The sequence below is a fragment of the Brevibacterium aurantiacum genome (assembly GCF_003932995.1).
GTDB classification, from domain to species: Bacteria; Actinomycetota; Actinomycetes; order Actinomycetales; family Brevibacteriaceae; genus Brevibacterium; species Brevibacterium aurantiacum.
Genome location: NZ_CP025333.1, coordinates 3,205,882 through 3,218,720, shown reverse-complemented (window position 1 = coordinate 3,218,720; position 12,839 = coordinate 3,205,882). Strand labels below are relative to the sequence as shown.

The 12,839-nt window shown below is 55.5% G+C and carries 8 protein-coding genes and 1 pseudogene; 6 read left to right on the top strand and 3 right to left on the bottom strand.

Annotation, left to right across the window (positions count from 1 at the left end):
* Position 1: 1 nt before the first annotated feature.
* Both CXR25_RS14830 and CXR25_RS14825 read right to left on the bottom strand, forming a co-directional pair.
* Positions 2-1,036, bottom strand: a complete 1,035-nt coding sequence (locus tag CXR25_RS14830) for an XcbB/CpsF family capsular polysaccharide biosynthesis protein (protein WP_164513986.1) — start codon at positions 1,034-1,036, stop codon at positions 2-4.
* 86 nt (positions 1,037-1,122) lie between these two features.
* A complete protein-coding gene (locus CXR25_RS14825) occupies positions 1,123-2,856 on the bottom strand; it encodes a CDP-glycerol glycerophosphotransferase family protein (protein WP_125240748.1) in 1,734 nt (577 codons plus the stop codon).
* A 29-nt stretch (positions 2,857-2,885) separates the two neighbouring features.
* On the opposite strand from CXR25_RS14825, the gene CXR25_RS14820 reads away from it, so the two are divergent.
* From CXR25_RS14820 to CXR25_RS19050, 6 genes are all read left to right on the top strand, one after another.
* Positions 2,886-5,714, top strand: a complete 2,829-nt coding sequence (locus CXR25_RS14820) for a glycosyltransferase (RefSeq protein ID WP_125240747.1) — start codon at positions 2,886-2,888, stop codon at positions 5,712-5,714.
* A gap of 178 nt (positions 5,715-5,892) precedes the next feature.
* Positions 5,893-7,161, top strand: coding sequence for a CDP-glycerol glycerophosphotransferase family protein (locus tag CXR25_RS14815; RefSeq protein ID WP_125240746.1), 1,269 nt, complete (start codon positions 5,893-5,895; stop codon positions 7,159-7,161).
* Positions 7,162-7,281: 120 nt separating this feature from the next.
* Positions 7,282-7,671 (top strand): glycerol-3-phosphate cytidylyltransferase, encoded by a 390-nt coding sequence (gene tagD / locus CXR25_RS14810; RefSeq protein ID WP_125240745.1) that lies wholly within the window; start codon positions 7,282-7,284, stop codon positions 7,669-7,671.
* A gap of 118 nt (positions 7,672-7,789) precedes the next feature.
* Positions 7,790-8,620, top strand: a complete 831-nt coding sequence (locus CXR25_RS14805; protein WP_164513985.1) for a CDP-alcohol phosphatidyltransferase family protein — start codon at positions 7,790-7,792, stop codon at positions 8,618-8,620.
* Entirely contained in the window at positions 8,617-9,540 is a 924-nt protein-coding gene (locus tag CXR25_RS14800) for a glycosyltransferase family 2 protein (protein ID WP_125240744.1), read from the top strand. The genes CXR25_RS14805 and CXR25_RS14800 overlap by 4 nt, the downstream gene beginning before the upstream one ends.
* Before the next feature lie 171 nt (positions 9,541-9,711).
* On the top strand, positions 9,712-11,673 hold the full coding sequence (locus CXR25_RS19050; RefSeq protein ID WP_125240743.1) for an acyltransferase family protein: 1,962 nt from the start codon (positions 9,712-9,714) through the stop codon (positions 11,671-11,673).
* Between the two features lie 83 nt (positions 11,674-11,756).
* On the opposite strand, the pseudogene CXR25_RS19045 reads toward CXR25_RS19050, so the two are convergent.
* Positions 11,757-12,473 (bottom strand): annotated as a pseudogene (locus CXR25_RS19045) (Stealth CR1 domain-containing protein); the annotation flags it as partial.
* Between the last annotated feature and the right edge of the window lie 366 nt (positions 12,474-12,839).

The window sequence follows — 12,839 nt, the reverse complement described above, 5'->3', positions numbered from 1 at the left end:
ATCAGGGAATTGCTGATTCTCCGAGCGGGAACCCAAACCCGAGTAACAGTGTATTGATGGCCATCACTTGGGCATAGATAGTGCTGGGCGCGACATCTGGGTGCTTCAGAATATTCGGGTTGCCGCTGTCGAGCACGCTCAAATCATTGCGTAGCGGATAGATAATTTCAGATGTAATTGGATACTGGGGTGACCTTGACGACGTCACGATCACCGAATTCAGTGAATCTCCGCGCGGCTCCGCTGCGACCTGGCCGATGAGTTCAGCGAATATTTCTTGCTTCGACCGGAGAAACACACCATCGGCAGTGAAATGGTAGTCGTTCTCGTACTGCTCATACCAGCTGTCTGAGATGATCGGGTCGACAGCGACGAACTTCCAGCCGCCAGTCAACCCGTGGTACAGAGCTCCTGTCCCGCCTTTGGAAGCGCCAAAGAGGACAACATTGTCGGCATCGATGCTCTGCTCGTTGACCGTACTTTGGATGAGTCGTCGGATTTTGGAACTGTTGTCAGGCATGAACCTTGTGTCTAGGTAGAAAGCTCCTTTGACTCCGCCTACATCAGCGATTCGAAGGATGGCTGTGTTGCGAGGAATGTACTTCATCAATGTGGCGAAGGACGGGCGGAAGTAGCGAATCAGACGTGGTTTGGAATTGATCGGCGAAAGGATGACGACGAGTTGGTCTATTCTGCCTGATTCGGGTAGTTCAAACTGGTGTACGATTCCATCGTCTGAGACCTTGAACGTTCCATCTTTGACAGCAGGCCAGTGGTGGATAATGCGGTCGTGCCGAATGAATCGACTCTCGTCCGCAGCGTTGTAATACAGGGAGAAACCCAGATTAGTGAGCTGAACCAGTAGATCTTTCGCAGTCCTGTTCTTCAGCGCCAGCTTCATGAGATCTTGGTCAGGGTTGGCAGCCAAAGACGTGTCTACGCGAAAGTACCGAGGCAATCCCTCGTTGTCAGCAACCATTGCAGCGATATCGTCGGGGCTCGAGTCAAGGGTCAGCCACAGAATGTTCTGGATCACCGGAGAACCATACCAGACTCGATTTTTGAGACTGTTCGTTCCAGCGCGTTCCCAGGGGAGGTCGACTGGTTTGCTTTGAGTCGGTTCTATTTGAGAGCGTGTTGAGCCAGCTTCCTCCAGAAACCGGACAACTCATCGAATTCGACCAACTCATCGAATTGGGCGTCTCCGAACACTCGGCGATACTCGCGCCGGTACATTGCCTCCAGAAGCTCCTCGTCAGGCTCGGTCGCCTTTTCATTCCGGACGAGGGCATCCTTCAGACGGTTCCATACGGAGCTCTTCTCCACGTGTTTCTCAGTCGCCTGGGGATTGTCAGAGCCATGCCGAGCCTGCTTTTCCGCGGCTGTCATGATCATTTCAAAATCATCGCGTGCGACGATCGAAATAGAAGCATCCAACTGCCTGATCCGTTCCATTGCGACAGCATTCGACTTCACCGAATGCGCCACTAAAAGTGTGACGTCCTTGTCACCGACTTTTGCAACAGCATCCAAGGTGTCAAGGAAGACTTCTGTCTTTCTCGTCTTGTCAAGTCGTCCACCCCAGAAGATGGTTGTAGGCCGAGTGCGTGCTTCAACCTGCTTGATGCCTGACTCGTCGCCACGCATGAACCAGCGAATCGTGCGAAGGCTGGCCTGCCCATCGTCATGAGGACAGAACCGTTCCCGGGCTTGCTGATATTGAACCGTTGGTTGATATGGTTCCGAAATCAGACTGGAGACCATGGAAATCAGTTCGTCCGCGGTTGATGCGATCGGGCCCGGCAGATCGTTTTGGTCGAGCAGGAGTCCTCGGTCTTCGGTATAGTCCTCGTAATCGTAGAGGTAGTGAACGACGGGGTTGTCCGTCGCTAAGAAGTCGAAGAAGATGCTCGAATAGTCAGATATCAACAAATCGGTCACTGCGAGAAGTTCGTTCGCAGTGGTGTTGGCCGGTGGCACGATGATGTTTCCATAGTCCACGTGTTTGATGTGGCGAAGCATGATGTGATGAGCCTGGAAGATGACATTCGCGTCAAGCTTCGCGAGGGCCTCAAGATCTCTTTGAAGCTGTTCCCCATCGAATCGTGCTGAGCCCTTGTTTCCACGCCAGGTTGGTGCGTAGAGAACAGTCTTCTTTGTCGGATCCAAGACCAACGTCTCACGAAGCCGTATTGCGCTGGACTCTGACATATTCAGCGTCAAGTCCTGACGAGGGTAGCCGATTTCGGCCATGGAACCCGAAAATACTCCTCGAAGTGAGAACCGAGTCAGCTCCTCCTCAGTCATAAACGGGCAAGGAGTGAGAACATGTGTCGCCTGAAGTAGGTTGTAGACGCTGCCAGCCGCGCCCAAGGGGGACGCATCCGTCCTGCCTAAAGCCTTATAGGCGATTCCGTGCCACGTGTTGAGGTATTTCTGGTCAGGCTTGCGAACGAAGTACTCGGGCAAGAGCGAGTTGCCGATGATGTAGCCAGCAAGAGCGAGGAAGTAGAGGTGGGCATCAGTGCCCCGTGTAACGAACGTGACGCGGGGATCGTCCCTGAACTCATCAGGTATCAGGTCTGCAGACCTCACCGACCAGACGTGATGGAGCTTCTTGAAATCAAGATCATTATAGAGATGGAGGAAGAGCGCATATGGAGAGTCCATCATTCTTGCTCCCGACATGCTTTCATAGAACACCACATTGGAATGTGTCGGCACCGAGGTGACGTACTCAGCCTGTCGAGTCTTCAGTTCCTCTGAGTCCCGAATCTTGTCCTTCCAGAACTCGCGACCCGTTTTTTTGCGGTGTTTCAGAAGACGCTCTGGTGCTTGTGTTTCTTCTCTTGACACGGCTAGTTCCCTTGGTCAACGCTTCGGACATGGACATGAAGAGCCGTGCCCAGGTGAAGGAGCAAACGCATAAAGTCGGACAATCCGGAGTGTCCATGGAGTGTCTGGCGAATGTACAAATGCTCTACAGATACAATACTTGGCGTCTTCCGAATACCGAAACTTCGGTATTCGAGCCCAAGGCCATGACCGCAGTCACATCTATCGAGTGGAGCAAAGTGCAAATAGGACCCCGGACCAAGCGCGTTCTTCTGAACCTTTTTCCGTCTGCAATGTCTGCCTATTTGCGCAAAGAGCGAGTCCAATGGTCACATCAGCTACGTCAGAATAAGCAATCAGTTTCGAGCGCGGTGCGGTCCAGGGCGTTCTCCAAGGCCCTAACCGGACCACTGAAGCGAGACACCGTTGTCTGGGAATCATTTTCAGGCAACGGGGCTCTGTGCAATCCAGAGGGGCTTTTTCAACAGATGCTTGAGGATCCGCGTTTCGGCAATTTCCACCATACGTGGGTGCTATCCGACAAGGCGTGGTCGTCACAGTTCCGCACAAAGTTCGCGAGACATCCGCGGGTAAACTTCGTCAAATACAAGTCAACGTCCTACTTCGAGAAGCTCGAGAGCAGCCAGTACCTGGTCAATAACGCAACTTTCCCAGCCGAGTTCGTCAAACGTCCTGACCAGACCTACCTCAATATGTGGCACGGCACTCCGCTGAAGAAGATGGGCTACGACATCGAAGGCGGTGCAGACGGTGCTAGGAACGTCCTTCGGAACTTCATGTCAGCGGACTATCTTCTGTCCCAGAATGCCTTCATGACCAATCAGATGTACCTGAACGCATACAAGCTGAAGAACGTATATAAAGGTGCAATCATCGAAGAGGGGTATCCTCGATCTGACTGCATGTTCAGGGCAGACGCAGGGGCTGTCGCTAGACAGTCCTTGAGGGACCGAGGAGTCGAGACGGAAGAGAAGAAGGTTCTGCTCTACGCCCCCACATGGCGAGGGGAATCTTTCTACAAACCGACCGCTGACGCCAGCCGCTTGAAGGCCACTCTGGCAGCGCTGCGTGCGAACCCTGAACTCGACGGCTGGGTCATACTCCTCAAAGCGCACCAAGTTATCTTCGATCAGCTGGTCGAGGACCCTGAATTCGCCGATTTCCTGATCCACAACGACGTGCCAGCCAATGAAGCACTCGCCATCACCGACCTGTTGATCACAGACTACTCGAGCATCTTTGTTGACTATCTGGCTACAGGACGACCAATCGCGTTCCACATTCCGGATTCAGATAGCTATGCGAGCGACCGTGGAGTATATCTCGAGACCTCAGAGCTTCCGGGTCCTGTCTCTCGGTCAGTGGAAGAACTCAATGACAATATCGCGAAATTGCGCGACCGGAGCAGTTTCGAAACCGCGTTCACAGACGAGTGCGAACGATATGCGAAACTGTCAGCAGAACTGACCCCCCACGACGACGGGGAAGCGGGAAAACGAGTTCTCGATATCGTCTTCGGTGGTCACGAGTCCGGCTACAACGTCAAACGAGGTTTCAGCGACGGCCGAAAGAAGATCGTAATTTATCTTGGTGGGATGATCACGAATGGGATCACATCATCCGCGTTGAATCTTCTCAATAGCATCGACAGCAGCGAATACGACATCACAGCGTTCTTCTATCGCTCCAATCAAAGGGACCGAAAAGAAAATGCTGCAATGATTCCGAATCACGTCAGACAGGTGATTCGAGATCCGAGCATTCTCCAGCTGCCTCTGTTGGGCAGTATGCAAGAGCTGGACAAAGCCTCGATAGGCGACATGCCAGACAGCGACAAAGACTCAGCAGTGTGGGACTGGGAATGGCGACGGATCTTCGGTCATGCTGAGTTCGATGCAGCAGTAGATTTCAGCGGCTATTCCTCGTACTGGACTCGAATCGTGGCGCATGCAACGGCAGCAAAGAAAGCAATCTGGCTGCACAACGACCTCGAAGCTGATGCCGAAAGAGAAGTGAACGGGGTTCGTCCTCATTTCCAGAACCTGACTGGAGTTTTCAAACTGTACTGTGATTTCGATGCCCTGGTATCAGTTTCGCCGGACCTCAACGAGATCAACCGGAACAACCTCAGCATGTATGCGCCCAGTGATAAATTCACCAGTGCCCGCAACACGATCAACGTTGAACGGATCCGGTCTGGCAGTGGTGGAACTCTGGTCGAGAACCCTGCTGCCGGAGACTATTCGTTGAGAAATCTGGGAGATGCAGTCAAGGCTCTCGGAAAATTCTACTCTTTCGAAGATCTTATCTCCGAGGCTAATCGCCAGCAGAGCCTGTCAAGTTTTGTCGGTAGTGGAGCTGGAGCAACATTTGTCACAGTGGGCAGGCTGTCGCCTGAAAAGAACCATGCTCGGCTGATTCGCGCATTTGCTCTGGTCGCCCAGGAGACTCCAGGAGCCAAGCTCGTTGTCATCGGCGAAGGCCCATTGGAACAGGAGCTGAAACAGCTGACAGTCTCCCTGGGCATAGCTGGATCAGTGGAGTTCACCGGTCGACTGCGGAATCCTTACTCGGTAATGTCAGCGTGCGATTGCTTTGTCATGTCCAGCGATTACGAAGGGCAGCCGATCGTAATCCTAGAGGCAAGAGTCCTCGGGCTGCCCATCGTGACGACTAGGTTCGGATCGGTGCACAGCGCGATGGAAGGCAGCGGGGGACTCATCGTCGATACAGATGTGGCTGCACTAGCAGAGGGGATGCAGGCATATCTCGATGGGAAGATTCATGCCTCACCATTCGATGGTGACGCCTACAACAAAGAAGTCGTCGACGAATTCACACAGGTAATATTCGGCTGAATCTCTCGGTCCTGATCCACTGCTAATGGTGAACTGGGGCCTATGCTCAAAGGTAGCCGAGGAAGACGCCGTGAGCACAACCCATTGCTCGGTTCGACAGATCAGAATGCCAGGTCATGTTGTTTGTCAGAGAAGAGGGGGCTCAGGTTCCTCGAATCTGCACATGCAGAATAGTCCTATGACCAATCTTCCGGAAGACCTGTCGCACCAAGCGGTCAAAGGCGCCAATTTCGCCCAGTCAGCCGCCAATCTTGGAGTGAGAAAGTTCCGTGACCGCATTCACGAGTCGCGGCTCTCAGCTGACTACTATCCCCAAGCCACCGACGCGTTCGTGGCCGCTGCGTACTTCGGTGTTGGAATGGACTCGGTCTATCAGCTTGAGCAGTGGGTCTGGCCGTTCGAGCAGCTGGACGCAGAGCTGAAAAGGCAAGGTTATGGCGAGCACCCATTTGGGATCATTGTTCGCAGTCCGATAGTTGCGGAACATTTGAGGACGGTCACCAAGCTCCCGGTGAGGTTCTCCCGCCTGACAAGGGGCCTGGATGCGTTCATGACATCGACGCACATGAGAGCAGTCTTCTATGTCAATCAGGCGACCCCGAACTTTCAAGCATTGCGGTATCCGCACCCGGCCCATGTGCATCTCAGCCACGGGGAGAGCGAAAAGATCTCGATGATCTCCAACCAGCTCAAAGCCTATGACTACGTATTCACCGCGGGCGAAGCTGCACGGGGCCGCATCAATCGGACACTATATGGGATGAGCGACGAACATATGGTTGATGTCGGTCGGCCGCAGTTGGATCGGCCACGCTCGATTCCTGACATCTGGCGTGACTTCGTATCAGCCGAGTCGGATGGGAGAGTGGTGTTCTATGCGCCAACATGGGAAGGCGACTCGCAGTCGATGGCCTATGGAGCAATTGCATACAACGGTGAGTCCATTGTCACTGGCCTGCTCGATGCAGGATATCGAGTTATCTTTCGACCTCATCCCCGTATTGGGGTGATGAGAAGAGATTTCGCCAAGGCGTTGGAAGACGTCAAGGACATCATCGACTCTGATCCACGCGCCTTCATGGACGAGACTCCCGACGTTTCGTGGCAGTTTGACGTTGCTGAAGTTGCAGTAGCAGAGATGTCATCGGTGGCATACGACTGGCTCTCGTCAAAGAAGCCTTTCGTCATGATCGAACCACCTAGTTCTGGCGCCGAGGTGCTCCCTGGAGGATTATTCGACCGCTGCCCGGTCCTTCGGACAGATGGCAACCTTGATATCGTCGACCTCATTGCACAAGCGGAATCGGACGAAGCCGCCTACACGGGATTGAGTCAGCATTATCTGGGCGAAACTTCGCCGGGTGCACAGATCGAGCGGTTCATCGATGCTGGCAAGTTCGTCATCGAGCGACGTAGTGAGGAACGCCGGCAGAAAGCTGATTCGTGAGCCGACTAACATTTGTGTGATCCAAAGTAACAAAATGGTAAAGTGGCGATGAAATTCTATGGATGCTTGTGTCCAGACACGCCTGGACCAAGCTCCCCTGAACATGTGAAATGAGGACTGATGCGCCGAGTCATTACCTACGGCACCTTCGACCTGCTCCACTACGGTCACATCCGTTTGCTGCAACGGTGCAAGGAACAGGGTGACTACTTGGTCGTGGCGCTTTCCAGCGACGAGTTCAACGCTGGTAAGGACAAGAAGTCATACTTCTCCTATGCCGAGCGCAAGCACATGCTCGAGGCGATTCGCTACGTTGATCTTGTCATCCCGGAAGACAACTGGGAACAGAAGGTCACGGACGTCGAGAAGTACCATATCGACACCTTCGTGATGGGCGATGACTGGGAAGGCGAGTTCGACTTCCTCAAAGACAAATGCGAGGTCGTGTATCTGCCTCGTACTCCCGAGATCTCGACGACGCGGATCAAGACGGAACTCGGCAAGCCCTGACTACCCGATTATCATCGATCCTCGTTTTATCTCTGCGCGTTCTCAGGGGCACCCGATGTGGTGAAAGTAGAATGCGCCACAACACCAAACACTTGCCTTGAAGCAGAGAGGAGCGGGTGTGTCTACACGGGAACCGCAGAGCCACCCTACCTTGTCTGAGCTTCGAGCTAAGGCTCAGCCAATCGAGGTCCGCAGTCGGAAGAACGCCGAGCACTGGAGCGCTCAGCTCTATCTCAGACACTTTTCGATCTACTTCACCATGCTCCTTGTGCGAACGAGGATCAGCGCAAACGGGGTCACTGGTCTGATGATCCTGGCCGGCTGGTGCATCGCCGCCAGCCTGCTGATCCCTGGGATCTGGGGAGCAATCCTGGCAGTAATCTTCTCCCAGGTCCAGATGTATATCGACTGCTGCGACGGCGAAGTGGCCAGGTGGCGTGGGACCAGCGGAGCCAAGGGCGTCTTCCTCGACAAGGTCGGGCATTACACCACCGAAGGCCTGGTCGCCGTGGCTCTGGGCGTTCGGGCTGTGGGGGAGTGGAAGAACCTCAGTGACGACCCCGCCGGAACTTACCCCTATCTGCTGGCCGGAACGGTTCTGGCTGGTTTCGTTCTCCTGAACAAGGCGCTCAACGACATGGTGCATGTCTCGAGAGCGTTCAACGGACTGGACAAACTCGCCGACTCACAAGCGGCAACCGCTCTGAACCCTGGTTTTGTTGCGAAGCTCAAAAGAGCAGCTCGTTTCGTACCGTTCCATCGCATCTACCATTCCGTGGAGATGTCGCTCCTCGCCTTGGCCGCGAGCATCGTGACCGCCATTGCGACGTCGGCTGGTGCAGCTCCTCTGTTCGGTGAACGTTGGCTTGTCGTGATTCTGGCGCCTTTGTGCCTCCTGTCGGTCATCGGACACTTCATGTCGATTATGGCCTCGAGGCGATTGTCATGACCGATACTTCCCGCATTCTGTCCCAGCGTTTCGAAGAGAGTCGCAAATACTCGTTCGGTGTTGTCGTCCTCTCTCAGGGGAAGCGACTGGACGACCTCAACCGCGGATTCGAAACACTGCTGGCGCAGAAGGGCGTTGAGCTTGACGTTGTCTGCGTGGGCAATGGCTGGGACCCCGAGGGGATTCCGGCTGAGGTCAAAACCTTGGGACTACCGGAGAATTTGGGGATCCCCGCAGGGCGAAACGCCGGAGTTCCACACGTCAAAGGCGAATTCCTGTTCTTCCTCGACGACGATGCATGGTTGCCGGACGATACCACCCTGATGCGCATGGCTCAACTGATGCGCACGAAGCCGAAAATTGGCCTGATTCAACCCCGTGTCGAAGAGCCCGGCGGGCCGGATGCTCCGAAACGATGGATCCCGCGTTTGAAGAAGGGCGAAGCCGAGCACTCCTCCAACGTCTTCTCAGTGTGGGAAGGTGCCGTCTGCCTGCAGCGGAAGGCATTCGACGAGTGCGGCGGGTGGCCCGGACCATTCTGGTACGCACACGAGGGCATCGAGCTCGCCTGGAGAGTGTGGGACTCGGGGTACACGGTCTGGTACATGGGTGACCTGGCTGTCGCTCACCCTGTGATCGATCCCAGACGCCATGATGAGTACTTCTACATGAATGCCAGGAACCGCGTCTGGCTGGCTCGCCGTAACCTGCCATGGCCCTTCAGCTGGGCCTACGTCGGTTCGTGGACGCTGATGCAGTGTCTGAAATGGGCGAACAAGCCCCACCAGCTCCGGGCCTGGATGGAAGGGTGGCGTGCGGGTTGGAAGCTCGACCCGTGGGCAGAAGACGAGGACCGCCGGAAACTCTCGAAACGGGGCGTGTTGAGAATGTCTCGGCACGGACGCCCTCCCATCATCTGAGCCGATCACGCACGCGCATTGAGTTGCCCCGCACGGGGTTCTGCAGAAATTTTCATCTCGCTCGATCAGAATCGGTACGCAGCGCCGTATAACGCTCTGCGGGCACAGGGAGTGACAGCGAGCGCAGCCGGGCCCGATCCAACCGACTGAGAATTGTTTTGGAAGCGATACATGCAGTTGACATCTACAGACGCGGCAAGACCGCCGAGCTCGCACACTAAGCCGAGCAGGTCAGGATTCCGCGCCGATATTCAAGGGCTGCGGGCTTTGGCCGTCGGTGTCGTCCTGCTTTACCATCTGTGGCCGAATCGCTTCGTCGGCGGATTCATCGGCGTCGACGTCTTCTTCGTCATCTCCGGTTTCCTCATCACCAGCCACCTGATCAAATCTCCGCCGAAGAATTGGCGAGATGTCACAGACTTCTGGGCTCGACGGATCCGGCGGCTGCTTCCGGCTTCTCTGCTCGTGCTCTTCGTTGCCGGAGTGTCTACCTACTTAGTGGCTCCACAGTCGATCTGGGTCGATACCGGACGACAGATCCTCGCCGCCGCGCTGTACGTGGTCAACTGGGACTTCGCGAGTTCAAGCATTGACTATCTCGCGGCGGACAATGCTCCGTCTCCAATACAGCACTTCTGGTCGCTGTCGATCGAAGAACAGTTCTACTTCGTCTGGCCTGTGATCATCGGCCTTGCGTTCCTGATCGGTACGACGGTGAAACGCCCCAAACAGGTCGTGGGCTTCACCATTGTCGGCATCTTCGTTGCTTCGCTCACCTTCTCGGTTTGGTTCACAGTCGTACAGCCGGCCATGGCCTACTTCATCACTCCCACTCGAATGTGGGAGATGGCCACCGGCGGGCTCGTCGCGGTATTCGTCGGCTATATTCGGCCGAAACGGCTCCCTTTCAGCTCTCTGCTCGGGTGGCTCGGATTGGCAGGAATAGTCGCAGGCACATTCCTTATCCGTGCAGACATGCCTTTTCCTGGATACATCGCCCTCGTTCCAGTACTCTCAACAGCGCTTGTTATCCTGGCAGACTCCCGTGGACGTTTCTCCGTGCTCCCGCTGCTGTCGCTGCGGCCGGCACAGTTCCTGGGCGATATTTCCTACTCGGTCTATCTCTGGCACTGGCCACTCATCGTCCTCGTTCCCTACCTGTCAGAGAAGTTGGGAACCACGGAAAACCTTGGCCGTTTGGACAAAGCAGTGATCATCCTCATTTCGCTCTTTGTCGCGTGGGCATCCACGACCTGGGTTGAGAACCGTTTCCGAAAAACCTCGCTCCTGCGCAGCCCGAAACGGGCCTTCGGGTTTGCGATCGTGGTCATGGCTCTTGTCAGCGCGCTTGGTCTGAGCCAGATGTGGGTCTCGGACCGGATCGTCGAGCAGAATAAGGACAATCTCGAAATCGCACTATCTGACCCCGACTCCTGCCTGGGGGCAGCAGCATTGCTGCCCAGCGCGAAGAACAACCCGAAATGCGCTAGTACGGATTCTCTGCTGATGGAGCCGGCGGCGGCTAAGAACGACAAATCAAAGGCGTACGCAGATGGATGCTGGTCGAGCGAACCCTACACGGATCGACCCGAATGCACGTATGGCGATGGGGAGAAGCAAGTCGCGCTAGTCGGCAATTCCCATGCAGGCCACTGGCTGCCGGCCCTTGAGCGACTGGCTGAGAAAAATGACTGGACGATCACCACCTTCCTGGCCTCGAACTGCAGCATCTCCACTCTTCCGCAGGACCTGAGCACACCAGAGGGAGTCAAAGGGTGCCAAGACTATTCTGACTGGGTCGTCGATCGCACAACATCGGGCGGATTCGACGCAGTGATCACATCAGAACGTCAGTCGACGCCGCTGGATGGAATGTCGTGGGAGGAGACTGAGAAGAAGGCCCCAGAGGGACATACGGACATACTCAACAGCTGGGTTGACGCGAAGCTGGACGTTGTTGTCATCAGAGACACTCCCTATCCAGGAGGGGACGATGTCCAGGTGCCTGACTGCGTTGCCAAACACGAAGATGAACTCGAAGAATGCTCGGGTACCCCGAAATCATGGCACTGGATGGATCCTCTTACCGCGTCAGCCAGGACGATTGATTCGAAGCATCTGTCAATCATCTGAAGCGCCAAATCCTCACGCGACAGATCCACGAACTGATATCCGACGTCCCCCTCGACCGATTTGCCCTGTGCATAGGCAGCGAAATGGTGCAGGGACGCGGGGATGGAGAAGTCATCGGGTGCCCGGAACCGGGAGGCGGCGACTTGAGCGAACATGTCGGGCTCATCGCGTTCCATCTTCTCCAGAAGCGGTCGGAGCTGAGCATGCGGAGTGTGTTGAAACCGGTGTGTCACGGTCTGACCGTATTTTTCCAGAAGGTAGTCGCGTCCTTGTTTCGCAGCAGAAATGATCGGCAGATCTCGTGGTGACCAGCCGTCCACATCGATTGGAACAATGGAGGGAAAATGCTTGGCCAACCCGTTGCCGGTGTAGAAGAGTTCGGGCTCGGTGGGACGGAGGAAGAAGCAGTCGTCGTTGAGATACAGGTACCGGTCGCTCAAGCCCGGGATGTGGTGAAGTTGGGACTCGATCGCGTGTGAGTTGAAGACGGGAAGCATTCCGGGGTCGGTGAAGATGTCACGATGGTCGACGACGGTGATCTGTGGGTGTTCGGTGTTCAGCCACGCCGGTACCTGATTGTCAGTGACGATGAAAATGCGCCGTGCCCAGGATGCGTAGTACTCCAGAGATCTCAGTGAATACCGCAGCTCGTCTCTTGAGGTGAACCGCGCATCTGCCAGTGCACTCGGTTCCGTGAAATTGAGATCGACGTCATCGCGCGCATTCTGCATACGGCGTTTCCACATAGGATCATCGCCGTCGACCCAGGTGTAGACGATGTCGACGGGTTCTTGCAGCACCTTGAGATGCGGAGCAGGCAGCCGAAGGATCGAGCCGTTCGTCAGCGCGTGCTGCCATACGCTCGGGGTAATGTATTCGACCACCAAGTCATGTTGCGGCCGTTTCCGCCTTAGGGTTCCCGGCAGGTGCACGGCACCGTCGGCGCGAGTGACGCCTGTTCCCAGAGTCTCCCAGATCTCGACCGTGACAGTTTCCTTCGAGGTGCTCAGCTCCCTGCCGTTGGGAGCAATACAGTGGCGGAGGCAGCGGATCGCAGCGAGACGGTCCAGGTTCTTCTCTGCTGGTGGGGTACTGATCGTTCGTCCTCTGCTATCCAATAGACGAATGCTCCACGACTCGTCCTTCCGGGCGCTTGAGAGTCGCTG

Coding starts and splice junctions, on each gene's coding strand:
- CXR25_RS14820 (WP_125240747.1), top strand. CDS start 2,886: ATGGACATGAAGAGCCGTGCCCAGGTGAAGGAGCAAACGCATAAAGTC.
- CXR25_RS14815 (WP_125240746.1), top strand. CDS start 5,893: ATGACCAATCTTCCGGAAGACCTGTCGCACCAAGCGGTCAAAGGCGCC.
- tagD (WP_125240745.1), top strand. CDS start 7,282: ATGCGCCGAGTCATTACCTACGGCACCTTCGACCTGCTCCACTACGGT.
- CXR25_RS19050 (WP_125240743.1), top strand. CDS start 9,712: ATGCAGTTGACATCTACAGACGCGGCAAGACCGCCGAGCTCGCACACT.
- CXR25_RS14800 (WP_125240744.1), top strand. CDS start 8,617: ATGACCGATACTTCCCGCATTCTGTCCCAGCGTTTCGAAGAGAGTCGC.